Source organism: Falsiroseomonas frigidaquae (assembly GCF_012163145.1).
Classification (GTDB): domain Bacteria; phylum Pseudomonadota; class Alphaproteobacteria; order Acetobacterales; family Acetobacteraceae; genus Falsiroseomonas; species Falsiroseomonas frigidaquae.
Genome location: NZ_JAAVTX010000005.1, coordinates 286,385 through 309,055, shown reverse-complemented (window position 1 = coordinate 309,055; position 22,671 = coordinate 286,385). Strand labels below are relative to the sequence as shown.

23 protein-coding genes are annotated in these 22,671 nt (G+C 68.7%); 17 read left to right on the top strand and 6 right to left on the bottom strand.

What is annotated here, in order from left to right; genetic code table 11:
• The first annotated feature begins 20 nt into the window (after positions 1-20).
• From HB662_RS17745 to HB662_RS17725, 5 genes are read left to right on the top strand one after another with little or no spacing between them, the layout of a single operon-like run.
• Positions 21-761 (top strand): amino acid ABC transporter ATP-binding protein, encoded by a 741-nt coding sequence (locus tag HB662_RS17745; protein ID WP_168051155.1) that lies wholly within the window; start codon positions 21-23, stop codon positions 759-761.
• Between the two features lie 14 nt (positions 762-775).
• The gene (locus tag HB662_RS17740; protein WP_168051154.1) at positions 776-1,600 is read left to right on the top strand and encodes a transporter substrate-binding domain-containing protein; all 825 of its coding nucleotides are present in this window, start codon (positions 776-778) and stop codon (positions 1,598-1,600) included.
• A 3-nt stretch (positions 1,601-1,603) separates the two neighbouring features.
• On the top strand, positions 1,604-2,278 hold the full coding sequence (locus HB662_RS17735; RefSeq protein ID WP_168051153.1) for an amino acid ABC transporter permease: 675 nt from the start codon (positions 1,604-1,606) through the stop codon (positions 2,276-2,278).
• Between the two features lie 3 nt (positions 2,279-2,281).
• A complete protein-coding gene (locus HB662_RS17730; RefSeq protein WP_168051152.1) occupies positions 2,282-2,962 on the top strand; it encodes an amino acid ABC transporter permease in 681 nt (226 codons plus the stop codon).
• A gap of 11 nt (positions 2,963-2,973) precedes the next feature.
• Positions 2,974-3,882, top strand: coding sequence for a DUF6282 family protein (locus tag HB662_RS17725; RefSeq protein WP_168051151.1), 909 nt, complete (start codon positions 2,974-2,976; stop codon positions 3,880-3,882).
• Positions 3,883-3,884: 2 nt separating this feature from the next.
• Here the strand turns inward: HB662_RS17725 and HB662_RS17720 are convergent, their stop codons facing one another.
• A complete protein-coding gene (locus HB662_RS17720) occupies positions 3,885-4,730 on the bottom strand; it encodes a universal stress protein (protein WP_168051150.1) in 846 nt (281 codons plus the stop codon).
• A 168-nt stretch (positions 4,731-4,898) separates the two neighbouring features.
• Between HB662_RS17720 and hpxZ the strand changes: the two genes are divergently transcribed.
• From hpxZ to HB662_RS17685, 7 genes are all read left to right on the top strand, one after another.
• Positions 4,899-5,276 (top strand): oxalurate catabolism protein HpxZ, encoded by a 378-nt coding sequence (hpxZ, locus tag HB662_RS17715; protein ID WP_168051149.1) that lies wholly within the window; start codon positions 4,899-4,901, stop codon positions 5,274-5,276.
• A 126-nt stretch (positions 5,277-5,402) separates the two neighbouring features.
• Complete coding sequence (locus HB662_RS17710) at positions 5,403-6,965, top strand: sensor histidine kinase (RefSeq protein ID WP_168051148.1); 1,563 nt, start codon at positions 5,403-5,405, stop codon at positions 6,963-6,965.
• Positions 6,965-7,336, top strand: coding sequence for a response regulator (locus tag HB662_RS17705; protein ID WP_168051147.1), 372 nt, complete (start codon positions 6,965-6,967; stop codon positions 7,334-7,336). Before HB662_RS17710 ends, HB662_RS17705 begins: the two co-directional genes overlap by 1 nt.
• 30 nt (positions 7,337-7,366) lie before the next feature.
• Positions 7,367-8,119, top strand: coding sequence for an SDR family NAD(P)-dependent oxidoreductase (locus tag HB662_RS17700; RefSeq protein ID WP_168051146.1), 753 nt, complete (start codon positions 7,367-7,369; stop codon positions 8,117-8,119).
• A gap of 12 nt (positions 8,120-8,131) precedes the next feature.
• Positions 8,132-9,334, top strand: a complete 1,203-nt coding sequence (locus tag HB662_RS17695; protein ID WP_168051145.1) for an acyl-CoA dehydrogenase family protein — start codon at positions 8,132-8,134, stop codon at positions 9,332-9,334.
• A complete protein-coding gene (locus tag HB662_RS17690) occupies positions 9,327-10,307 on the top strand; it encodes a phosphotransferase family protein (RefSeq protein WP_168051144.1) in 981 nt (326 codons plus the stop codon). The genes HB662_RS17695 and HB662_RS17690 overlap by 8 nt, the downstream gene beginning before the upstream one ends.
• Positions 10,307-10,612: a hypothetical protein gene (locus HB662_RS17685; protein WP_168051143.1), complete on the top strand. Its 306-nt coding sequence runs from the start codon at positions 10,307-10,309 to the stop codon at positions 10,610-10,612. The genes HB662_RS17690 and HB662_RS17685 overlap by 1 nt, the downstream gene beginning before the upstream one ends.
• Here the strand turns inward: HB662_RS17685 and HB662_RS17680 are convergent.
• Genes HB662_RS17680 through hmgA form a run of 4 tightly spaced genes read right to left on the bottom strand, consistent with a single transcriptional unit; the run spans position 10,587 to position 15,309 of the window.
• On the bottom strand, positions 10,587-11,726 hold the full coding sequence (locus HB662_RS17680; RefSeq protein WP_209443349.1) for a CaiB/BaiF CoA transferase family protein: 1,140 nt from the start codon (positions 11,724-11,726) through the stop codon (positions 10,587-10,589). The genes HB662_RS17685 and HB662_RS17680 overlap by 26 nt on opposite strands.
• Positions 11,723-12,694, bottom strand: a complete 972-nt coding sequence (locus HB662_RS17675) for a hydroxymethylglutaryl-CoA lyase (protein WP_168051141.1) — start codon at positions 12,692-12,694, stop codon at positions 11,723-11,725. The genes HB662_RS17680 and HB662_RS17675 overlap by 4 nt, the downstream gene beginning before the upstream one ends.
• Before the next feature lie 12 nt (positions 12,695-12,706).
• The gene (gene fahA, locus HB662_RS17670) at positions 12,707-13,963 is read right to left on the bottom strand and encodes a fumarylacetoacetase (RefSeq protein ID WP_168051140.1); all 1,257 of its coding nucleotides are present in this window, start codon (positions 13,961-13,963) and stop codon (positions 12,707-12,709) included.
• A 5-nt stretch (positions 13,964-13,968) separates the two neighbouring features.
• Positions 13,969-15,309: a homogentisate 1,2-dioxygenase gene (hmgA, locus tag HB662_RS17665; protein ID WP_168051139.1), complete on the bottom strand. Its 1,341-nt coding sequence runs from the start codon at positions 15,307-15,309 to the stop codon at positions 13,969-13,971.
• A gap of 114 nt (positions 15,310-15,423) precedes the next feature.
• Between hmgA and HB662_RS17660 the strand changes: the two genes are divergently transcribed.
• Positions 15,424-16,596, top strand: coding sequence for a thiolase domain-containing protein (locus HB662_RS17660; protein WP_168051138.1), 1,173 nt, complete (start codon positions 15,424-15,426; stop codon positions 16,594-16,596).
• A gap of 5 nt (positions 16,597-16,601) precedes the next feature.
• On the top strand, positions 16,602-17,000 hold the full coding sequence (locus tag HB662_RS17655) for a Zn-ribbon domain-containing OB-fold protein (RefSeq protein ID WP_168051137.1): 399 nt from the start codon (positions 16,602-16,604) through the stop codon (positions 16,998-17,000).
• A 104-nt stretch (positions 17,001-17,104) separates the two neighbouring features.
• Here HB662_RS17655 and HB662_RS17650 read toward each other — a convergent pair whose 3' ends face one another.
• Positions 17,105-18,364, bottom strand: a complete 1,260-nt coding sequence (locus tag HB662_RS17650; protein ID WP_168051136.1) for a D-alanyl-D-alanine carboxypeptidase family protein — start codon at positions 18,362-18,364, stop codon at positions 17,105-17,107.
• Between the two features lie 348 nt (positions 18,365-18,712).
• Here HB662_RS17650 and HB662_RS17645 point away from each other — a divergent pair, with 348 nt between their 5' ends.
• The 3 genes from HB662_RS17645 to clpA all read left to right on the top strand — a co-directional run bounded on the left by HB662_RS17645 (position 18,713) and on the right by clpA (position 22,645).
• Positions 18,713-19,414, top strand: a complete 702-nt coding sequence (locus HB662_RS17645; RefSeq protein ID WP_245185709.1) for a phasin family protein — start codon at positions 18,713-18,715, stop codon at positions 19,412-19,414.
• Positions 19,415-19,775: 361 nt separating this feature from the next.
• Positions 19,776-20,135 carry an ATP-dependent Clp protease adapter ClpS gene (gene clpS, locus HB662_RS17640; RefSeq protein WP_168051135.1) on the top strand — a complete coding sequence of 120 codons (360 nt, stop codon included), beginning with the start codon at positions 19,776-19,778 and terminating at the stop codon, positions 20,133-20,135.
• 155 nt (positions 20,136-20,290) lie between these two features.
• On the top strand, positions 20,291-22,645 hold the full coding sequence (clpA, locus tag HB662_RS17635) for an ATP-dependent Clp protease ATP-binding subunit ClpA (protein ID WP_168051134.1): 2,355 nt from the start codon (positions 20,291-20,293) through the stop codon (positions 22,643-22,645).
• Positions 22,646-22,671: the final 26 nt, after the last annotated feature.

Sequence of the window (22,671 nt, the reverse complement as noted above, 5' to 3'; positions counted from 1 at the left end):
AGGGAAGTGGGGACCGCGGCTTGGCCTTCCTCGCGCTTGATGGGCTATGCGCCAGCTATGGTGGCGCCAAGGACGTGCTCAGCGACGTCACGCTGAACTTCGCGAAGGGCGAGGTGGTGGGGCTGATCGGCCCTTCGGGCTCGGGAAAATCCTCGCTGTTGCGCGCATTGGTCGGGCTGCTGAAGCCGCGTGCCGGTCAGGTGACGTTGGGCGGTGAGGCAGTGGACTACGGCAGTCGCCAATCGTTGCGTGCGGCGCGGGACCGCTTTGCCATCGTCTTCCAGCAATACAACCTGTTCCAGAACATGACGGCGCTGCGCAACGTCGCCATCGCGCCGACGCTGGTGAAAAAGCGCAAGGCGGCGGAGGTGGAGGCAGAGGCGCGCAGCCTGCTTACCAAGGTCGGGCTCGGCGAAAAGTTCAACGCCTATCCGGACGAGCTTTCGGGCGGGCAGCAGCAGCGCGTCGCCATCGCCCGCGCGCTGGCGCTGCACCCCGACATCCTGCTGCTGGACGAAGTGACCAGCGCGCTCGATCCGGAATTGGTGGGCGAGGTGCTGGATACCATCCGTGCGCTGCACGCCGAAGGCATCACCATGCTGATCGTCAGCCACGAGATGGCCTTCATCCGCGAGGTCGCGACCACCGTCGTCTTCATGGACCAGGGCCGCGTGGTGGAGGTCGGCCCGCCGGCGCAGATCTTCGATGCGCCGCAAAGCCCGCGCCTGCGTGACTTCACCGCCCGCATCCTGCGGCATTAGGGAGAGCCATCGCCATGACCGATCGTCGCTCGCTTTTCGTTGGGGGTGCCGCCGCGGCCGCCGCCGGCGCCGCCCTGTTCGCGCCGGGCGAGGCATCCGCGAGGCCGCTGGAAGATGTGCTGCGCGCGAATGAGCTGCGCGTCGGTGTGAACCCCACCTTGCCGCCGCGTGCGCTGTACAACGACCGCAACCAGATCGACGGCTTCGAGCCGGAGGTCGCCGCCGCCATCGCGCGCAAGCTGGGCGTGCCGCTGACGCTGCAGACGGTGGGCTCGCCGGACCGCATCCCGATGGTGGCTTCCGGCCGCATCGACTTCGTGATGGGCGCGATGTCCCGCACCAGCGAGCGCGCCAAGGTCATCGACTACACCGTGCCGGTGCATTCCGAGAATTACGGCATCGTCGCCGTCCAGGGCCGTGGCCACACCACGCTGGAGGCGCTGAACAAGCCCGATGTCACGCTGGCGCAGGTGCGCGGCACCACCGCCATCCCCTACATTGCGCGTGCCCTGCCGAACGCGCAGGTGTTGCTGCTGGACAACTACCCGGACCGCAACCGCGCCATCGCCCAGGGTCGCGCCCAGGCCAGCTTCGACGGCATTGATTCCGTACGCTTCGCGCTACGCCCCTTCCGCCAGGTGCAGTGGGAGGTGACGGCCGTGCCGTCCTTCGGCGTCACCTATTCCGGTCTTGGCGTCGCCAAGAACAACCATTCCCTCCGCAACTGGCTGAACATCGCGCTGTATGAGCTGCACATGGACGGTACGATCGAGCGGGCGTGGGAGAAGTGGTTCGACGGGCCGATGTTCACCAAGGTTCCGGCAAGCCCGTTCTTCTGAACGATGAGCTACACGCTCATCTATTCGCAGGTTTCCGGCCATATTCCCTATCTGCTGGCCGGTGCCTGGCTGACGCTGCAACTGGCCTGCATCTCCTTCTTCATCGGCTGGGGAATCGGGCTGGTGAATGCGGCGGTGCTGGCCTACGGACCCAGGCCGGCGCGGATGGCGGTGCGGGCCTATGTGACCTTCTTCATCAACACGCCGCTGCTGGTGCAGATCTTCTTCATCTTCTTCGTGCTGCCCGACATGGGCATCCTGCTGTCACCCTATGCCGCGGTCGCCATCGGCATGTCGCTTAATGCCGGCGCCTACCTCACGGAAATCCAGCGCGCCGGCTTCGGCAGCCTGCGGCGGGCGGAGATGGATGCGGCGGCGGCGATGGGCTTCAGCCTGGTGCAGACCATCTGGTACGTGGTGCTGCCGCATATCGCGAAGGCGCTGTACCCGCCACTGGCAAACCAGTTCATCATCCAGGTGATGACCACCTCCATCGCCGCGATCTTCGCGGTCGAGGAGCTGACCGGCCGCGCCTACAACGTGAACTCGCTGACGTTCCGCGCGCTGGAGGTCTTCTCCATCACCGCCGTCATCTACATCGCGCTGACCATCCTCTGCAGCCTGGCGCTGGCCCTGCTCGGGCGCTGGCTGTTCCGCGTCAACGCGAAGGTGTTCTGAGCGATGTGGGACCAGGTGGTGGAGGAAGCGCCGCGCTTCTTCGGTTACTACAACCTGATCTTCATCGGGGAGGCGCTGGTCAACACGCTGCTGCTGTCCTGGATCGGCGCCACGGTGGGCTTCGGCTTCGGCTTCCTGTTCGCCATCTGCCGTCACCCGCGCCTGTTCGGGCTGCTGCCTTTGCGCATCCTGGCCACGCTGTATGTCGAGCTGTTCCGCCGCATCCCCTTCCTGGTGAAGCTGATGTGCGTCTTCTTCGCCTTCCAGCTTTCGGGCGCACAGGCCTCGCTGTTCACCATCGCGCTGGTCACCGTGGTGCTTTCGGCGGCGGCCTTCGCGGCGGAGATTGCGCGCGCCGGCCTCGAATCCATCCCCGCCCCGCAATGGGACGCGGCGGAGGCGATGAATTTCGGCCGCTGGCGCACGCTATGGCGCGTGGTGGCGCCGCAAAGCTTTCGGATCGTGCTGCCGCCACTGTTCGGCTACACGGTCGGCTTCATCAAAAGCACCTCCATCGCCAGCCAGATCGGCGTGATGGAACTGACCTATGCGGCGAAGATCCTGAACACCCGTGGCTTCTCCGCCCTGTTGTGCTTCGGCACGATCCTGCTGCTGTACTTCCTGATCTGCTGGCCCACCAAACATTTCGGCGAGCGGCTTGAACGCCGCCTCGCCCGACGCTGAGGATCCACGCCATGCCCTATGTCATGCCCGGCACGCATCTGCTGCAGGGCGCCATCGACCCGCATGTGCATTGCGCGCCGCATCTGAACGGCCGCTCGGTGAACGTGTTCGAGGCAGTGCGCCAGGCGGCCGCCGCGGGCATGCGCGCCATCGGCATCATGTGCAATTTCCAGAATACCTCGGGCTTCGCCGCGCTGGTGAATGACGAACTCGGCCATCTCGGCTGCAAGGCGTTCGGTGGCGTCATCATGCAGCCCACCGCCGGCGGCGTGACGCTGGAAGTGGCGAAGGCCGCCATCGGCTATGGCTACGGCCCCGGCACCGGCGCGCGCTTCGTCTCCCTGCCCACGCACCACACGCGCTACATCGCCGAGCGCGAGGGCCGCAGCCCGGCCTTCCTGGAGACCACATTCCAGGTGCCGGATTCGGGCAAGGTGCCCGACGTGGTCTGCGCCATCATGGATCTCTGTGCGGAGAAGGATGTGGTGTTCGACTGCGGCCATGTCTCGGGGCGGGAGGCGGTGGCGCTCGCCGAGGAATGCAGGCGCCGCGGCGTCACCCGCATCCGCACGCATGGGTCGCGCTACGCCATCGATCAGATCCAGGCGATCACCGCCCTCGGCGGCTATGTGGAGCTGTCCTTCTTCATCCTGACCCATGCAACGCAGGTCGGGCTGACCCATGTGGATGAGGAGAAGCACAAGATCGCCTCCGCCAGCACCATCCAGGATTTCACGCCGCGCATCCGCGCCGCCGGCGACCACTGCATCCTGTCATCCGATGGCGGCGTCTTCCTGTTGCCGCCACCGGTGGAGTGCTTCCGCGAATACCTGCTGCTGGTGCAGAGCGAAGGCTTCACCGAAGCCGAGATCCGCCGGATGACTTCGACCAACCCGGCGGCGTTGTTTGGCCTCGACTGAGCTCAGTGCGACATCAGCACCGGTACCGTCATGCGCCCGAGGATGCCGCGCGTGACGCCACCCAGGATCAGCTGGCGCAGGCGGGAATGGCCGTAGGCGCCCATGACGATCAGGCCGATGTCTGAATCGGCCACTTCGTTCAGCAGCACATCGGCCTCCGGCACCTCATCTGTCACCATATGCTCCGCTGTCGCCTTCACGCCGTGGCGGGCCAGGTGCAGGGCGATGTCGGCTGCCGGCACGTCGCCATGGCCGCCAATGCCCCGGCGCGGATTGATCGCCAGTACCGTCACCTCGCGCGCGGCATGCAGCAGCGGCAGCGCATCATGCACCGCACGCGTCGCCTCCCGCCCCGCATTCCAGGCCACCAGCACACGTTCCGGCGCCGTGTGGAAGGCGCCGGAATAGGGCACCATCAGCACCGGGCGACCGGACTGGAACAGAACATATTCCAGTGTCGCCTCATCCTGCTGCGCGTCCAGGCTCTCCGGGTCCGGCTGGCCGAGCACCACCAGGTCGGCATAGCGCGCATGCAGCGCCACGGCCTCCGCCGGCAGCGTGTCGCTTTCGCGCCATTCGCCGCGCAGCCCGTCGCGGCGCAGCCTGTCCTCAAAGGTCGCACGGGTCCGGGTGGCGGATGCGGCGGCCTCCGCCCGCAAACGTGCCGCCAGCTCGCCGAGCGCGGCACCGCCCAGTTCGCCGGTCAGCCCGATCGGCAGGGATGCCTCCACCGCATGCAAGCCAATCAGATGCGCATCGTGGCGCGCCGCGAGGGCAGCGGCGAATTCCAGCCGCTTCGTCGCGCGCGCGGTGCCGTCCAGATGTACCAGCAGATCCTGCAAGGCCATGTCTACGTCCTTCCCCATGCGGTGTGACCGAGGCCAGCATGATCGAGGGCGCCGGAGCGGGCCTTGATCCGCATCATCCCGCCGCGCACGATCTGTTCCGCGACCGGCTGTGCCGCTACACGTTTTCGTGGCTGCCCCCGGCCAGCCTGCGCGCTAGGACCACGCCCGATGCAGATCGACATCCCCGAGATCGTGGCCGAGGTGACCGCTGCCTTCATGCGGTATGAGAAGGCGCTGGTCGCCAATGACGTGACAGTGCTCGACGAGCTGTTCTGGAATGACATCAGAACGATACGATATGGCGCGACCGAGATCCTGCACGGCTATGCCGAGATCATGGCGTTCCGCGCCGGCCGCCCATCCGTCGGCCTGGACCGGCGCTTGTTGCGGACCGTCATCACGACCCATGGACGGGATTTCGCCACGGCCAATACGACCTTTGAGCGCAATGGTCGGGTTGGGCGGCAGAGCCAGACATGGGTGCGTCACGCGGAGGGTTGGCGAGTGGTGGCCGCACATGTCAGCATGATGCCGCTGGACAGCTGACCCTCGCCGAGCTGCACGCCTTCAACCAAGCGTGAGTAATTGATTTGAAACATCGTGCGGGGCGACGCTTACCCTCATGCGCTGATACACACTCGTCAAACTGCATAGCGTGTGCGCGGCCACTGAATGGCACTTGATCCTCTTCTTCTACCGGCGCCACTCCTCCTACCGCCGGGGCTGTGTACGCTTGTCGATCCCGACCTGATCTGGCTGCACCTGATTTCGGATGTCGCCACGGGCCTCGCCTACCTGTCGATCCCCGCCGCCCTGATGGTGTTCGCGCTGCGCCGGCGCGACCTGGCGTATCCCTGGGTCTTCGCGCTTTTCGCCGCCTTCATCATCGCCTGCGGCGCCACGCACCTGATGCATGCCTGGACCATGTTCACCCCGGCCTATGAGGCGGAGGGGCTGATCAAGGCGATCACCGCCGCCGTGTCCGTCACCACCGCCATCGTGTTGTGGCCGCTGCTGCCGCGATTGCTCGCTTTGCCCAGCCCCGAGGCCATGGCGCGCGAGGTGGATGAGCGGCGGGCCGCGGAAGCCCGGGCGCTGGCGAGCGAGGCCCGCAGCGCCGCCTTCATCGCCCATCTGGCGGAAGCGCTTTTCGTCATCCGCGTGCTGCCAGATGGCGGCTTCCAGGCCGAAACCGTCAACCCGGCCTTCGAGCGCCTGTTCGGCATCAGCGGTGACGCGATGCGACACAAGCCGATCGAGACCGTGGTGCCAGCCGCCCTGCTGGCCGCCGCCCTGCCGCATTGGCGCCAGGCGGCGGCCGAGCGCCAGCCGGCAGAGTATGTGATGGAAGCCGAGACCCCGGCCGGCTGGCGGGTCTGGCAGACCGTGCTGGTGCCGATGGTGGGGCCGGACGGGCAGGTGGAACGCCTCCTCGGCTCGGCTCGGGACATCACCATGACGCGCCGCCTGCAGGCGGATCTGCTGCAGAGCGCCAAGCTGGCGACGGTCGGTACCATGTGCGCCGGCCTGGCGCATGAAACCAGCCAGCCGCTGAACGCCGCGATACTCTGGCTCCGCAATGCCCGCGCCGCCGCGGATGGGATGCAGCCCGAGACGCAGGTGGCGCGGCTGAACACCGCCTTCGGCGTGGTCGAGGGCCAGCTTCGCCGGGCCGGCGACCTGGTGGCGCGCATCCGCGCCCTGCCGGGTGAGGAGGCCGGCGCCACCCATGTCTTCGATGCGACCCGCACCGCCGAGGCCGCCATCCGCACTGCAGCCGGCCAGTATGGGCCCGAGGGTATCGAGATTGCCCTGCGCAACCACCCGGATCCGCTGCCGGTCCGCGGGGCGCCCGCCCGCCTAGAACAGGCGCTGCTGCAATTGCTGGCCAACGCCCGGGATGCGGTTCAGGACAGGCGCGCCAGCGACCCCGCCAGTTCCGGCCAGATCAGCGTGACGCTGCGGGAGGAAGCCGGGGAGGCGGTGGTGGAGGTACAGGATGCCGGCACCGGCGTGCCGGAGGCGCTGCGCGATGCCATCTTCGACCCGTTCTTCACCACCCGCGACCCCGGCCATGGCAGCGGCCTGGGCCTGCCCCTGGCAGCCGCCGTGGCGCGTGGCATGGGCGGCCGGATCTATTGCCACAACGCGCCCGAGGGTGGCGCCGTGTTCACCATGCGGCTCGCCCTGGCGCCATTGTCGTGCCTGCTGACCACGGAGGAGGCAAGGAACTGATGGCCTGGCGCATCCTGGTTGCCGAGGATGAAGGTCTCGCCGCGATGGCGATCGAGGATGAATTGCTGCGCGAGGGCTATGAGGTGGTGCTGGCCCCAGACGGTCAGGCCGCGCTGGAAGCCGCGGCGCAGCAGCCGCCCGACCTGCTGCTGACCGACCTGCGCATGCCGAGGCTGGACGGTGCCGGGCTGATCCGCGCGCTGCGATCCTCCCGGCCGGCCCTGCCGGTGGTGGTGATGACCGGCTACGCCCCGGCCGGCGGCGCCGGGGCCTTCGCCAGGCAGGGAGAGGGCCCGGTCGCGCTGTTCGCCAAGCCGCTGGACATGGATGCGGTGCTGGCGGCGCTTCGCAAGCTGCTTCCGGGACCATAAGCTGCCGCCGGGCGGCGGACGGAACGGAACATGGTATTCTCCCTGGCGGGGCAGGTGGCGCTGGTGACCGGCGCGTCGGGCGCGCTCGGCCGGCATTTCGCGAGGGTGCTGCACGGCGCCGGTGCGCGCGTGGTGCTGGCGGCGCGGCGGCCGGAGGCGGTGGCGGCGCTGGCCGGGGAACTCGGAGCGAACGCCATGACCGTGGCGCTGGATGTGACGCAGGAGGCCAGCATCGCCGCGGCGCTGGCGGCGGCCCAATCCGGCTTCGGCTCGCCCACCATCCTGGTGAACAATGCCGGTATCGCCGCGACGCGCCCCTTCCTGGACCATACCGAGGAGGATTGGGACCAGGTGATGGCCGTGGACCTCCGCGGTGCCTTCCGCGTGGCGCAGGCCGTGGCGCGGGCGATGGTGGCGGCGGGGCAGGGGGGTGCGATCGTCAACGTCGCTTCCATCCTGGGGGCGCGGGTGATCCCGGGCGTGGCCGGCTATTCCGCCGCCAAGGCCGGGCTGATCCAGCTGACGCGGCAGATGGCGGTGGAACTCGCGCGGCACCGCATCCGGGTGAACGCCCTGGCGCCGGGCTATATCGCCACGGAGATCAACGCCGATTTCTTCGCCAGCGACGCCGGCCAGGCGCTGGTGAAGCGCATTCCGCAGCGCCGGCTGGGCCAGGTGCAGGACCTGACCGGCCCGCTGCTGCTGCTTGCCTCGGAGGCCGGCGCGCATATGACGGGCAGCGTGCTGACCGTCGATGGCGGCCATTCCATCAACAGCCTGTAGGACACGCCCCGCATGGACTTCGCCCTGCCGCCCGAGATCGACGCCATCCGGAAGCGGGTGCGGGATTTCGTGGATACCCGCCTGATCCCGCTGGAATCCGACCGCGCCAATTTCGACGAGCACGAGAACATCCACCCTGATGTGTTGAAGCGGATGCGGGCGGCGGCGAAGGCGGAGGGCCTTTGGGCCCTGCAGATGCCGAAAAGCCGTGGCGGCGGCGGCCTGCCCGTGGTCGGCATGGCGGCCTGTTATGAGGAGATGAACCGCTCCATCTTCGGCCCCGTCGTCTTCAACAGCGCGGCCCCCGACGACGGCAATATGATCGTGCTGGAGAAGGTGGCGACCGAGGCGCAGAAGGCGCGCTGGCTGCAGCCGATCGTCGATGGCGAGGTGCAGTCCAGCTTCGCGATGACCGAGCCCGATGGCTGCGGCAGCGACCCCTCGCTGACCTATACCCGTGCCGAGAAGGTGCAGGGCGGCTGGCGCGTCACGGGCCGCAAGCACTACATCACGGGTGCCGGGGAATCGAAGCATTTCCTGCTGATCGCCCGCACCAGCGACGATGACCGCAAGGGGCTGACCTGCTTCCTGTTCCACGCCGACCAGCCCGGTTGGCGCATCATCCGCCGCATCCCGATCATGGGGCCTGAGGAACATGGCGGGCATTGCGAGATCGCCTTCGACGGGCTGGAGATTCCCGACGAGAACGTGCTGATGGGCGTTGGCGACGGGCTGAAGCTGACGCAGATCCGCCTCGGCACCGCGCGGCTGACGCATTGCATGCGCTGGCTCGGCATGGGCCGCCGCGCGCTGGAGATTGCGATGGAGCGCATCGCGGTTCGCGAGAGCTTCGGCCAGAAGCTGATCGACCGTGAATCCGTGCAGGGCCTGGTCGGCCAGGCGGCGATGGAGCTGGAGATCGGGCGGCTGCTGACCATGAAGGCGGCCTGGGTGCTGGATCAGGGCGGCTTCGCGCGGAAGGAGGTCTCGATGGCGAAGATCGTCGTCGCCGACGCGCTGCACAAATCCGTGGATACCGCGCTGCAGCTGCTCGGGGCGCGCGGCTATTCCAAGGACACGCCGGTGGAGTGGATGTACCGCTACGCCCGCCAGGCGCGCCTGGTGGATGGCGCGAGCGAGGTGCACCGCATGGTGCTGGCCAATTTCCTGCGCCGCGAGGGCCGCGAGTTTTTCCAATGGGGCGCGCATGGATGAGGCGGCGCTCCGCGGCTGGCTGGCACGGGCGTCAGGCGACGACGCGCTGCGCATCACCGCGCTGACGCGGCTTTCGGGCGGCGCCATCCAGCAGAACTGGGCGCTGGATGTGGAGGTTGCGGGCCAAGCGCTGCGCTGGGTGCTGCGCACGGATGCGCCGGCGGTGCTCGCCGTCAGCCACACCCGGCCGCAGGAATTCGCGCTGCTGCGCGCGGCGCGTGAGGCAGGCGTGACGGTGCCGGCCCCGCTGTTCCTCTGCGAGGATCCCGCCGTCATCGGCCGCCCCTTCTTCGTCATGGCGCGGGTGGAGGGCATCGCCGCGCCGCATCGCGTGGTGAAGGACGCAACGCTGGGCGGCGGGCGGGAGGCCTGCGTCGCGGCGCTCGGGCGCGAATTGGCGCGCATCCACGCCATCCGCCCGCCGCGCGCCGATCTGGATTTCCTCGGCGATCCGCAGGCGGATGCGGCGCTGGCCGCCATCGGGGGGCTGCGCGCGCGGCTGGATGCGGCCGGCACGCCGCGGCCGGTGCTGGAATGGGGGCTGCGCGCGCTGGAACGCAAGGCGCCCGCGCCGCTGCCGCCCGTGCTCTGCCACAACGACTTCCGCACCGGCAACATCATGCTGGACGCGCAGGGCGTGGCCGCCGTGCTGGACTGGGAATTCGCCGGCTGGGGCGATCCGCATGCCGATCTCGGCTGGTTCTGCGCGAAATGCTGGCGCTTCGGCCAGGTGGCGCAGGAGGCCGGCGGCATCGGCCCGCGGGACGCCTTCCTGGCCGGCTATGGCAGGCCGGTGGATGCAGCGCGGCTGCCCTGGTGGGAATTGCTGGCGACCATCCGCTGGGCCGTCATCGCGGCCGACCAGGCGGCGCGGCACCTCTCCGGCCAGGAACGCAGCCTGGAACTGGCGCTGACGGGCCATATGGTGCCGGAGTTGGAATGGGACGTGCTGGCGATGGCGGAGGCGCTGTGATGCAGGAAAAGCCCGACGCCGCCGATCTGCTCGCCACGGCGCGGGAGGTGGTGCTGAACGAGTTGCTGCCCGCCTTGCGGCCGGAAAAGGCGATCGCCGCCCGCATGGTCGCCGCCGCCATCGCCCTCGCGCTACGCCAGGCCGCGGCGCCGCCGATGTCGGAGGCGGATCTGGCCGCGCTGGCCGCCGAAATCCGCGCCGGGCGGCACGATCCCGGCACGGAAAGCCACGCGCAGGTGGCGGCTTTCCTGCGCGATTACGCCCGCGCGCGCGCTGCCGTCAGCGCCCCGAAGGTCCTGGGCTGAACCCAGCACCCGCATGCTCGTCCAGCCGCGGCGCGCCGCGCGGCGGCAGCGGGCGGACACCGTCGAAGCTGATCGGCGTGGCGACCACGGCGAAATCCTCGCCCGGCGGCGTCGCCAGCATCTGCATCGCCGCGGCCTGAGGCTCGGCCAGCATTTCCTCGATCGTGTTGATCGGCGCGCAGGGCACGCCGGCCTCCACCAGTAGGCCGAGCCATTCCACGCGGCGGCGCCCCAGCATGATCTCCCGGATCATCGGCAGCAGCGCATCCTTGTGCGCGATGCGGTCGCGGTTGGTGAGGAAGCGCGGGTCCGCGGGCCATTCCGAATGGCCCAGCACGCGGGCAAACTTCGCGAACAGCCGGTCATTGCCGCAGCAGACCAGCAGCGGTGAATCGGACGCGTCGAAGGCCTCGTAGGGCACGAAGCCGGGGTGCCCCGACGCATGCCGCACCGGCTGCTCCCTCTGGTTCACGAAGGCCGAAACCTTCTGGTTGGCCCAGGCGAAGGCGGTCTCGAAGAGGGAGGTGTTGATGACGCAGCCGCGCCCCGTCACCTCCCGCTGCCGCAGCGCCGCCAGGGCGCCGATCACCGTCCACATGCCGGTGCCCTGGTCCACCACGCTGGCGCCCATGCGTACCGGCTTGCCGCCCGGCTCGCCCGTGATGGAGGACAATCCGGAAAAAGCCTGCAGCAGCGGCTCATAGCCGGGGTGGTCCTTCATCGGTCCCTGATGGCCGAAGGCGCCCATCTCGCAATAGATCAGGCGGGTGTGCCGCGCCGTGGTCTCCGCCCCGCCCAGCCCGAGCGTTTCCGGCACGCCGGGCCGCATGTTGTGCAGCAGGATATCGGCCTGCTCCAACAGCGCATGCAGTGCTGCCATGCCCTCGGCGGATTTCAGGTCCAGCGCCACGCTGCGTTTGCCGCGGTTGAACTCGTGGAAGACCAGCGCATCGCCGCGGCGGAATTCGCGGCCCATCTGCCGCGCATCATCGCCGCCCTGCGGCTTCTCCACCTTGATCACATCGGCGCCGAGATCCGCCAGGATCGCACCCGCATAGGGGCCCGCGAAGACCTGGCCGATCTCCACCACCTTCACGCCATCCAGAGGCTTCACGCCGCCACGTCCCGCTTCGCCCGATACTTCGCCAATGTCCCCGCATGCATGACGCGGCCGTTCAACCGGCGGCCGATCAGGCGCTCCGCCATGCGGGCGCATTCCACCAGCGCCTCCAGGTCGATGCCGGTCTCGATGCCGAGTTCGTGGCAGAGGAACACCAGGTCCTCCGTGCACACATTGCCCGCCGCACCGGCATCGCCATGCGCGGCGAAGGGGCAACCGCCGAGGCCTGCGACGCTGCTGTCGAACAGATCCACCCCCATCTCCAGCGCCGCCAGCACATTGGCGGTGCCGAGGCCGCGCGTGTCGTGCAGATGCAGGCCGATCCGCACCTCCGGCAGCGCGTCCCGCACCATGCCGACCAGGCGCCGCGTCTGCTCCGGATTGCCCCAGCCCATGGTGTCCGCGAGGAAGACCTGCGGGAGTTTCTCGCCACGCTCGGCGCAGATGTCGTGGGCGTAGCGCGCCAGGGCGACGACGCGTTCGGGCGGGATGTCGCCCTCATAGTTGCAGCCGAAGGCGGCCATGATGATGGCGTAGTCCGGCTTCACGCCCGCTTCCGCATAGCGGTCCAGCCAGCCCTTCTGCCGCTCCGCCATCTCCGCCGCCGAGCAGCGGTTGTTGCGCTGCGCGAAGGCGTCCGAGGCGTAGAGCGAAATCTTGCCCTGGAGGTCGACATGCCCGGTGGCGCGGGCGCGTTCGAACCCCTGCTCATTCAGCCACAGCCCGGCATAGTGCACGCCCGGCTTCTTGCGGATGGCGGCGAAAAATTCGGCGCTGTCGGCCATCTGCGGCACATGCTTCGGGCTGACGAAGCTGGCGACCTGGATGTGGTGCAGCCCGGTTTCCGCCAGCGCCTCCACCAGCTTCACACGCTCCGCCAGAGGGAAGATGGTCTTTTCGATCTGGAAGCCCTCGCGCGGGCCTTCCTCGAGGAACTCGACCTTCTTTGGCCGGTCGGACATGGTCGTTCTCCCTCAGGGCGCCGCGAGAATGGTGCCCGTGCAATCGCCGAAGCCGATGCCGGCAAAGCCGTCGCGGCGGGCGCGGGCGCGCAGCGTGATGCTGTCGCCGTCTTCCAGGAAACGGCGCGTGGCGCCGGATGGCAAGGTCAGCGGCTTGCGTCCGCCCTGGGTGATTTCCAGCAGCGAGCCATAGCCGGCCTCGGTGGAGATGGTGCCGCTGCCGAACAGATCGCCCGGCTGCAGGTTGCAGCCGCCGCAGCTGTGATGCGCCACCATCTGCGCCGGGGTCCAGTACAGGCCGCGCGCATCGCTGGTGGACAGGCGATGGGGCGCCGCGCCCGGCACGGTCAGCCAGACTTCCAGCTCCAGCGCCAGCGCGCCCTCCGCTTGGTCCGTCTCGTCCCACAGATACGCCATCGGCTTCGGATCGCCCTCCGGTCGTGCCGGCTGCGCCACCCGAAAAGGCGCCAGCGCTTCCGGCGTCACCACCCAGGGGCTGATGGTCGAGCCGAAATTCTTCGCCAGGAAGGGGCCGAGCGGTTGGTATTCCCACCCCTGGATGTCGCGCGCCGACCAGTCGTTCAGCAGGCAGTAGCCCGCAATATGCCCCGCGGCCTGGGCGATCGGGATGGGCTCGCCCAGCGAATTGCCCGGCCCGATCCAGATGCCGAGCTCCAGCTCGTAATCCAGGTTACGGCTCGGCCCGAAGCTCGGCTGCGTCTCGGCGGCCGGCTTGCGCTGCCCGTTCGGCCGCCGCAGCGCGGTGCCGGAGGGCACGATGGAGCTGGCGCGGCCGTGATAGCCGATCGGCACATGCTTGTAGTTCGGCATCAGCGGCTGGTCCGGGCGGAACAGCGCGCCGACATTGGTGGCGTGCTGGATGCCGGCATAGAAATCCGTGTAGTCCCCGATGCGCGCCGGCAGATGCAGCGTGCATTTTCCCGAGTCATGCAGGACCAGCTCGGCCGTACTGCCTTCCGAAAGCAGCTCCGAGAGTTGCGCACGCAACGCCTTCCGCGGCGCGGCGCCGAGCGCGAAGAAGCCGTTCAGCGTGCCATCCGCCATCGATGCCACGGCCTCCGCCGCCACACCCGTCAGCGGCGCGCTGGCCAGCTCCAGGATGCTGTCGCCGATCGCCACACCCGCCCGCTTCGCCCCGCCGGGCGGCGCGAACACGCCCAACGGCAGGTTCTGGATCGGGAAATCCGCATGGCCATTGGCGGAGGCGACGCGGCTGCGCCGGGCCGCGTCATGAGTTGCATCGAGCATCCAGGTCACCGCCTCGTCGGATCGAATTTCTTGACCAGCCCGGACCAGCAGGCCTCGTAGTCCGGCTGGCGCTGCGCCACGCCGGCGGCATAGGCTGTGACGCGCTGCGGCAGCCGCGTCTCCAGCATGAAGGCCATGGTATTGGCCAGCTTGTGCGGCGCGAGTTCCACCGTGCTCGCCTTCTCGAAGGCCTCCGCATCCGGGCCATGCGGCAGCATGCAATTGTGCAGGCTGAAGCCGCCAGGAACGAAACCCTGCGGCTTGGCGTCGTACTGGCCGAGGATCAGGCCCATGAACTCGCTCATCAGGTTCATGTGGTACCAGGGCGGCCGGAAGGTGTTTTCCGCCACCATCCAGCGCTCCGGGAACAGCACGAAGTCGATATTCGCCGTGCCGGGCGTCTCCGACGGCGCCGTCATCACCGTGAAGATCGACGGGTCCGCGTGGTCGAACAGCAGCGGCCCGACCGGCGAGAAGCGGGACAGGTCGTATTTGTGCGGCGCGTAGTTGCCGTGCCAGGCCACCACATCCAGCGGCGAATGCCCGATCTCCGCCTGCCAGAGCTGCCCGCCCCATTTCACCACGACAAGCTGCGGCCGCTCCACATCCTCGTAAGCCGCGACAGGCGACAGGAAATCGCGCTGGTTCGCCAGGCAATTGGCGCCGATCGGGCCGCGCTCCGGCAGGGTGAAGGCGCCGCCGTAGTTCTCGCAGACATAGGCCCGCGCCGGCTGCTCGTGGATCAGCTCCACCCGGAACTTCACGCCGCGCGGCAGGACAGCGACCTCACCGGGCGCCACCTCGATCACGCCGAATTCGGTCCGAAAACGCAGCCGGCCCTGCTGGGGGATCACCAGCATCTCCGCGTCGGAGTTCCAGAAGGTCTCGTCCACCATGCTGCGAGTCACCAGCGCGATGCTGGCCGCCATGCCGGTCTGGCCAGCGACATCGCCGCAGGTGGTGATGGTGCGCATGCCGGTCAGGAAGGTCTCGCCCGTATCCGGGATCGGCAGCGGGTCCCAGCGCAGCGGCTGGATCGGCAGGCCGGTCTCCTCCGCGCAGGGCGCGCTGCGCCACAGCCCGGCATCGCGCGGCGCGAAGCGGCCGATATGCGCGACGGTCGGGCGGATGCGATACAGCCAGGACCGCGCATTGCTGGCCCGCGGCGCGGTGAAGGGGGAGCCGGAGAGCTGCTCGGCATAGAGCCCATAGGCGCAGCGCTGTGGCGAATTGCGGCCGACCGGCAGGGCGCCGGGCAGGGCCTCCGTCTCGAAGCCATTGCCGAAGCCGGACATGTAGCCGGCATTGGCTGCGCTGATCAGCGTCTGTTGCGGCGTGATATCCATGCTCGCCTCCCCTCGATGGGATCAGCATAGCGCATCCGTGGCGGCTGGGGATGCTGGACGCGCGCGCGCGGTGGCGGCAGTTTGCCCGCCGAACAACGCCAGGAACGCCCCCAGATGAGCCTACGCGGCCGCGCCTGCATCGTCGGCGCCTATGAACACCCGACCCGCAAGGCGCCCGACAAATCCGTGGCGCAGCTGCATGCGGAGGTCGCCTTCGGCGCCCTGGAGGATGCCGGGCTGACCAAGGCCGACGTCGACGGCTATTTCTGCGCCGGCGACGCGCCCGGCATGGGCCCGCTGGCCATGGCCGACTATCTGGGTCTGGACCGGCTGAGCCATGTCGATTCCACCGATATCGGCGGCAGCTCCTACCTCGCCCATGTCGCCCATGCGGCGGCGGCCATCGCGCTCGGCCGCTGCAACATCGCGCTGATCACGCTGGCCGGCCGGCCACGCAGCGAGGGCCAGGCCACCGGCACCGGCGCCCGCGCCCAGAACGCCACCGTGCCGGATGATCCCTTCGAGATCCCGATGGGCCGCACCGTGGCCGGCAGCTACGCGCTGTGCGCCATGCGCCACATGCACGAATTCGGCACCACCAGCGAGGATCTGGCCTGGATCAAGGTGGCCGCCAGCCAGCACGCCCAGCACAACCCGCACGCCATGCTGAAGAAGCCCGTGACGGTGGAGGAGGTGGTGAATTCGCCCATGGTGGCGGACCCGCTGCATCGCCTGGATTGCTGCGTCATCTCCGATGGCGGCGGCGCGCTGATCGTCGCCCGGCCGGAGATCGCGCGGTCCCTGAAGCGCCCGGTGGTCAGCATCCGCGGGACCGGTGAGGCGGTGAAGGGCCAGTTCGGCGGCTATCCGGACCTCACCTTCTCCGGCGCCCGCTTCTCCGGCGCCCGGGCCTTCGAGGAGGCCGGCGTAACGCCCTCCGATATCCGCTACGCCAGCATCTACGACAGCTTCACCATCACGGTCCTGATCCAGCTTGAGGATCTCGGCTTCTGCGCGAAGGGAGACGGAGGAAAGTTCGTGCGCGACGGCAACCTGATCTCCGGCGTGGGGAAGCTGCCCTTCAACACGGATGGCGGCGGGCTGTGCAACAACCATCCGGCCAATCGGGGCGGCATGACGAAGGTGATCGAGGCGGTGCGGCAGCTGCGCGGCGAAGCCCACCCCGCGGTGCAGGTGGCCGATTGCGGCCTGGCGCTGGCGCATGGCACGGGCGGGCTGCTCGGCCACCGGCATGGCAGCGCCACGCTCATCATGGAAAGGGAGTGACCCCGATGTCCGAACGCATCATTGCCGCCCCGGTCGTCGATCCCTCCACGAAGCCGGTCTGGGATGCGGCGGCCGAAGGGCGCCTGCTGATCGGCCGGTGCCGGGATACGGGGAGGCACTTCTACTACCCGCGCGGCGCCTCGCCCTTCACCCTGTCGTCGAATGTGGAGCTGGTGCAGGCCAGCGGCCGCGGCACCATCTACAGCTACACGGTGATGCGCGTCGCCCAGCCCTATGCCTGCGCCTATGTCGAGCTGGAGGAAGGCCCGCGCATCTTCACGAACATCGTCGATTGCGATTTCGATGAGATCCGCATCGGCATGAGGGTGCGGGTGGTGTTCAAGCCGAGCCAGACGGCGGAAGGCGAGCCCGGGGCGCCGGTGCCGATGTTCGCGCCGGCCTGAACCTGCCGCGTGCCGCAGCCCGCCCGGACCGGGCGGGCTGCCCTGATACTCTCAGCGCCGCGGCTGCGGCTGATTTCCTAGCGCCGCGGCTGCGGGCGGATTTCCTAGCGCCGCGGCTGCGGCGGGGCGATCGGGGTGCGGCCGCGCGGCGCAATGGCGCTGCGCGTGGCAACCGGGCTGCGCGCGGCGCTGCGGCTGGTGGCGGCGGTCCGGGTGGTGGCGGTGCGGACCGCGCCCCGCGGCGGCTGGGCCGTGCGCACCGGCGCGCGGACGGCGGCGCGGGCGCGCGCCGGCGGCGCACGGCGGGCCGCCGGCCGGTTGGCGGCGCGGGCGGTGGTGCGTGCTGCCGTCCGCGGTGCGGTGCGGCTGACCTGGCGGGCGGCCGGCGCGCTGGCGGCCCGGCGGTTCGCGGCCTGGCGGGCAGCGGTACGCGCCGGCACCGCCCGCGCCGCAGCGCGCGGATTGCGGCTGGCGGTGGCGGCCTGGGCGCGGCGCATGAGCACCGTCGGCGGCGCCTGCACCATCACGCGCGGGTTGGCACCGAGACGGTCGAAGCTCTGGTCGAGCAGTGCCGTCATGTGCTGGTCGCGCTCGACCCAGGAACTGCCGCCGAAGACGGCGCCGACCACGCGATGCCCGTCGCGGCTGGCGCTGGTGACGATGTTGAAGCCGCTGGCCCGGATGTAGCCGGTCTTGATGCCGTCCACGCCCTCATAGCTGGTCAGCATGCGGTTGTGGCTGCGCAGGCGCAGGCCACGGAAAGCCGCCTCGGTGCGGCCGAAATAGTGGTAGCGATCGGGAAAATCGAGCATCAGGCGGCGGCCGAGCGTCGCCATGTCCCGCGCCGTGGTCACCTGGTCCCAGTCGGGCAGGCCGGAGGCGTTGCGGAAGGTGGTGCGGGTCATGCCCAGGGATCTGGCGCGCTGCGTCATCAACTGGCCGAACCGCGCCTCATCCCCGCCGAGCAGCTCGCCGAAGGCGGCGGCGACGTCGTTGGCGGATTTGGTGACCAGCGCCAGGATGCCCTGCTCCACGGTCACCTGGCCGCCGGCCGGGATACCGAGCTTCGAGGGGGGGCGGGACGCCGCCTCCTCCGAGATCGGCACGGCGGAGCCGAGCGAGAGGCGGCCGTCGCGCAGCGCCTCGAACACCATGTAAAGGGTCATCATCTTGGTGAGCGAGGCCGGGTGCCGCGTCTCGTCCGGATTGGCGGCCACCAGGATGTTGCCATTGCGATGGTCCACCACGATGGCGGCGTAGCGTTCGCTGCCGATCTGCGCCTGCGCCGGCGCGAAGGCGGCCGGAGCAATGGCGGCGAACAGGCTGGCCGCCAGGGCGACCATGGGCCTGAGCCGAATGAACATGGATGCTGAACCCCCTGGGCGGCCCACCCCCCGTGCGCCGCCAGAAGGACAAGCTAGTGAGGTCGGGGGGGCGCTGTCCACAAGGACGAATGCGGAACACCAAGTTAATGCAAGCACTTGGGCGGTGGAGCTGCACCATCCGGCGATCTGCGCTCTATCGCATGAGGCGCGTCCCATCGCCCGACAATGCCGAAATCCCATGCTGCACTGCAAAAAAATCTTGCGAAATGACGTCGGCATTGGCTAAAAAGCGGTCGTGCTGCACCGCAGCAAAACAGCCCTGGAGCCGGGTCACAGGCTCCCGCCCTGGCGCATGCGCCGGCGAGCAACCCTGAAGGAACTGGATACATGGCGGCAGAACAGAAGACCGACGGCAAGCGCGGCATGACCGTGGTGGAAAACGCGGCGCAGCCCGCCACCAGCACGGCGCAGGCCGCGACCAGCGGCGCGGCGCAGGCCGCGAGCACCAGCACGCAGGCCGCGATCAGCGGCACCGCGCCGGCCGCCGCAACCAACGCGGCCGAGGCCGCGGCGAAGAATGCAACGCAGGCCGTCCAGGGTACCGCCCAGGGTGGCATGCAGGCCGCAGCTGCCGGCGCGGCTGCCGCGAAGAAGATGATGGAAGACGGTGCCAGCCAGGCGCGCGTCAAGATGGAGCAGGGCATGCAGCAGATGACCAAGACCACCGAAGGCTTCTACAAGGCCGCCGAGGAGGCCGCTGAATTCGGCCGTGGCAACCTTGAGGCGATGACCCGGGCGACGCAGACCCTGACCTCGGGCATGCAGGAGCTCAGCAAGCAGTATTTTGCCATGTCGCAGGCGCTCGGCGAGCATGCCATGGAAAGCGCCAAGGCGCTGTCCGGCGTGAAGAGCCTGAAGGAAGCCGCCGACATCCAGGCCGCCTTCGCCAAGGCTTCGATGGAGCGGACGATGTCCGAGACGGCGAAGCTGCAGGAAGCCGCCTACCGCCTGGCCGAGCAGGCCGGCGCGCCGCTGGCCGCCCGCATGACGCTGGCGGTGGAGAAGTTCTCCAAGCCGCTCGCCGCCTGAGCCTTGCTCCGGCCCGGAAGGGCCGGGCCAGGACGCTGAACCGAGGCCCGTCCGGGCCGTCGTCGCCGCCCTTCGGGGCCGGCGCGGCGGTTCGGCGGGCCTTCGGCGTTCCTGGCCTCGCCGGTGTCCGCCACCTTTCCAGGCTTGCTGTTGCCGGTGCGGTAACCCAAATCCGCTCATCTGCGCTGAGAAATGCGTCAAGCCCTTTCCGTGCGCCCCCGCGCTCCGATATCTTGGTTGGATTAAGGTGCCGGTCTTCGGCCACCATAACCGGTCAGAACAGTCCCGGCCCCACCAGAGCCGGGCCAGCACTCCCCGGCCAACCAGCCGGCCCGAATTCCGGATAGCAACCAAGGCAGGCATGAGCGACAGCGACAAGCGCCCCGGGCAAGGCAATGCGGGGCAGGGCAGCAACGGAACCGAGGGCCCGAACACCGGCGTGGTGGTCAAGGCGCGCCCGCGCACCCGCAAGCCCGCCATGTACAAGGTCCTGATGCTGAACGACGACTACACGCCGATGGAGTTCGTCGTGCATGTGCTGGAGCGCTTCTTCCAGAAGAGCCGGGAGGAGGCGACCCGCATCATGCTGCATGTCCACAGGCGGGGCGTCGGCGTCTGCGGCGTCTATACCTATGAGGTGGCGGAGACCAAGGTGACGCAGGTGATGGACCTGGCGCGCCAGAACCAGCACCCTCTGCAATGCACGATTGAAAAAGAATGAGCCGTGGCCCGCGCTGCCCCTCGGTTACACTTTGATAGGGCAGGGTTCATGCCCCTGGGGGCTGGCCCCGGGGGTAGGTAGCGACCACATTGAGGGCAACCCGTGCCAGGATGCTGCTTTGAGCATCCAGGCCACCCGATAGGGAGCGTCAGACCATGCTGTCCCGCAACCTCGAGCAGACGCTCCACCGCGCCCTCGGCCTCGCCAACGACCGCCGGCACGAATACGCGACGCTCGAACACTTGCTGCTTGCCCTCGCCGATGACGTGGACGCCGCCACCGTGCTGCGCGCCTGCGGTGTCGACAGCGAGAAACTGAAGCGCGACCTGGCCGAATTCCTCGACAAGGATCTGGCCGGCCTGGTCTCCGACCGCGCCGGGGACGCCAAGCCCACCGCCGGTTTCCAGCGCGTGGTGCAGCGCGCCGCGATCCATGTGCAATCCTCCGGCCGGGACGAGGTCTCGGGCGCCAATGTGCTCGTGGCCCTGTTCTCCGAACGGGAAAGCCATGCGGTGTATTTCCTGCAGCTGCAGGACATGACCCGGCTGGATGCGGTGAACTTCATCAGCCACGGCATTGCCAAGGCGCCCGGCCGCAGCCAGACCCGCCCGGTCCAGGGCAGCGCCCAGACGCCGGAGGAACCGACGGAGAAGGAGGAGAAGCCCGCCCGCGGCGGCGCCCCGCGCGGCCAGGACGCGCTCTCCAACTACTGCGTCAACCTGAACAAAAAGGCCCAGGCCGGGAAGATCGACCCGCTGATCGGTCGCGACTCGGAAATCGAGCGCACCATCCAGATCCTGTGCCGCCGCACCAAGAACAACCCGCTCTATGTGGGTGATCCGGGCGTCGGCAAGACCGCGATCGCGGAAGGCTTGGCGAAGCGGATCATCGAGGGCGACGTGCCCGAGGTGCTGGCCAAGTCGACCATCTTCGCGCTCGACATGGGCAGCCTGCTCGCCGGCACCCGCTACCGCGGCGATTTCGAGGAACGGCTGAAGGCCGTGGTGAACGAGCTGGAGCAGCAGCCCGGCTCCATCCTGTTCATCGACGAGATCCACACGGTGATCGGCGCCGGCGCCACCTCCGGCGGTGCGATGGACGCGTCCAACCTGCTGAAGCCGGCGCTGGCCCAGGGCACGCTGCGCTGCATTGGCAGCACGACCTACAAGGAATACCGGCAGCACTTCGAGAAGGACCGCGCTTTGGTGCGGCGCTTCCAGAAGATCGACGTGAACGAGCCGAACGTCGAAGACGCGGTGAAGATCCTGCAGGGCCTCAAGACGAACTACGAGAAGCACCACAAGGTCCGCTACACGCCGGAAGCCATCCGCGCGGCGGTGGAGCTGTCGGCCAAGTACATCCATGACCGGAAGCTGCCGGACAAGGCGATCGACGTGATCGACGAGGTCGGTGCCAGCCGCATGCTGCAGCCGGAGCACAAGCGCCGGAAGACGGTGACGCTGAAGGATGTCGAGGAGATCGTGGCGAAGATCGCACGCATTCCCCCGAAATCCGTCAGCTCCGACGACAAGGAGACGCTGCGGAACCTGGAGCGCGACCTGAAGGGCATGGTGTTCGGCCAGGACAAGGCCATCGATGCCCTGTCCGCCGCCATCAAGCTGTCCCGCGCCGGGCTGCGCGACTCGGAGAAGCCGATCGGCAACTACCTGTTCTCCGGCCCCACCGGCGTCGGCAAGACGGAAGTGGCCAAGCAGCTGGCGAAGACGCTGGGCATCGAGCTGATCCGCTTCGACATGTCGGAATACATGGAGCGGCACAGCGTCAGCCGGCTGATCGGCGCGCCGCCGGGCTATGTCGGCTTCGACCAGGGCGGCCTGCTGACCGATGGCATCGACCAGCACCCGCATTGCGTGCTGCTGCTCGATGAGATCGAGAAGGCGCACCAGGACCTGTACAACATCCTGCTGCAGGTGATGGACCACGGGAAGCTGACGGACCACAACGGCAAGACCGTCGACTTCCGCAACGTCATCCTGATCATGACCACCAATGCCGGCGCCTCCGACATGGCGAAGAACAGCATCGGCTTCGGGCGCGACAAGCGCACCGGGGAGGATGAGGACGCCATCAAGCGGCTGTTCACCCCGGAATTCCGCAACCGGCTGGATGCGGTGATCGGCTTCGCCGGCCTGACGCCGGAGACCGTCGCGCGGGTGGTGGACAAGTTCATCATGCAGCTCGAGGCTCAGCTGGCCGACCGCAACGTGACCATCGAGCTGTCCTCCGCGGCGCGCGAATGGCTCTCCGAACGTGGCTACGACCCGCTCTATGGCGCGCGTCCGCTGGGCCGCGTGATCCAGGAGGTGGTGAAGAAGCCGCTGGCCGAGGAACTGCTGTTCGGCAAGCTGGTGAAGGGTGGCTCGGTGAAGGTCGGCCTCAAGGACGGCACGCTGGTCTTCGACTATTTCGAAGCCGCCCCGCCCGCCTTGCCGAAGCCCGAGGATAGCGGCGACGGCGAGTCCGAGAAGGAACCGGAAACCGCCGAGTAGTTTTCGGGACGCTGCCGCGTTCGAAG

Bases quoted from the DNA above. Each gene is read 5' to 3' on its own strand.
- HB662_RS17725 (WP_168051151.1), top strand. From the start codon at position 2,974: ATGCCCTATGTCATGCCCGGCACGCATCTGCTGCAGGGCGCCATCGAC.
- hpxZ (WP_168051149.1), top strand. From the start codon at position 4,899: ATGCAGATCGACATCCCCGAGATCGTGGCCGAGGTGACCGCTGCCTTC.
- HB662_RS17675 (WP_168051141.1), bottom strand. From the start codon at position 12,694: ATGTCCGACCGGCCAAAGAAGGTCGAGTTCCTCGAGGAAGGCCCGCGC.
- HB662_RS17685 (WP_168051143.1), top strand. From the start codon at position 10,307: ATGCAGGAAAAGCCCGACGCCGCCGATCTGCTCGCCACGGCGCGGGAG.
- HB662_RS17730 (WP_168051152.1), top strand. From the start codon at position 2,282: ATGTGGGACCAGGTGGTGGAGGAAGCGCCGCGCTTCTTCGGTTACTAC.
- clpS (WP_168051135.1), top strand. From the start codon at position 19,776: ATGAGCGACAGCGACAAGCGCCCCGGGCAAGGCAATGCGGGGCAGGGC.
- HB662_RS17645 (WP_245185709.1), top strand. From the start codon at position 18,713: ATGGCGGCAGAACAGAAGACCGACGGCAAGCGCGGCATGACCGTGGTG.
- HB662_RS17690 (WP_168051144.1), top strand. From the start codon at position 9,327: ATGGATGAGGCGGCGCTCCGCGGCTGGCTGGCACGGGCGTCAGGCGAC.
- hmgA (WP_168051139.1), bottom strand. From the start codon at position 15,309: ATGGATATCACGCCGCAACAGACGCTGATCAGCGCAGCCAATGCCGGC.
- HB662_RS17740 (WP_168051154.1), top strand. From the start codon at position 776: ATGACCGATCGTCGCTCGCTTTTCGTTGGGGGTGCCGCCGCGGCCGCC.
- fahA (WP_168051140.1), bottom strand. From the start codon at position 13,963: ATGCTCGATGCAACTCATGACGCGGCCCGGCGCAGCCGCGTCGCCTCC.
- HB662_RS17735 (WP_168051153.1), top strand. From the start codon at position 1,604: ATGAGCTACACGCTCATCTATTCGCAGGTTTCCGGCCATATTCCCTAT.
- HB662_RS17720 (WP_168051150.1), bottom strand. From the start codon at position 4,730: ATGGCCTTGCAGGATCTGCTGGTACATCTGGACGGCACCGCGCGCGCG.
- HB662_RS17660 (WP_168051138.1), top strand. From the start codon at position 15,424: ATGAGCCTACGCGGCCGCGCCTGCATCGTCGGCGCCTATGAACACCCG.
- clpA (WP_168051134.1), top strand. From the start codon at position 20,291: ATGCTGTCCCGCAACCTCGAGCAGACGCTCCACCGCGCCCTCGGCCTC.
- HB662_RS17695 (WP_168051145.1), top strand. From the start codon at position 8,132: ATGGACTTCGCCCTGCCGCCCGAGATCGACGCCATCCGGAAGCGGGTG.
- HB662_RS17710 (WP_168051148.1), top strand. From the start codon at position 5,403: ATGGCACTTGATCCTCTTCTTCTACCGGCGCCACTCCTCCTACCGCCG.
- HB662_RS17650 (WP_168051136.1), bottom strand. From the start codon at position 18,364: ATGTTCATTCGGCTCAGGCCCATGGTCGCCCTGGCGGCCAGCCTGTTC.
- HB662_RS17655 (WP_168051137.1), top strand. From the start codon at position 16,602: ATGTCCGAACGCATCATTGCCGCCCCGGTCGTCGATCCCTCCACGAAG.
- HB662_RS17705 (WP_168051147.1), top strand. From the start codon at position 6,965: ATGGCCTGGCGCATCCTGGTTGCCGAGGATGAAGGTCTCGCCGCGATG.
- HB662_RS17700 (WP_168051146.1), top strand. From the start codon at position 7,367: ATGGTATTCTCCCTGGCGGGGCAGGTGGCGCTGGTGACCGGCGCGTCG.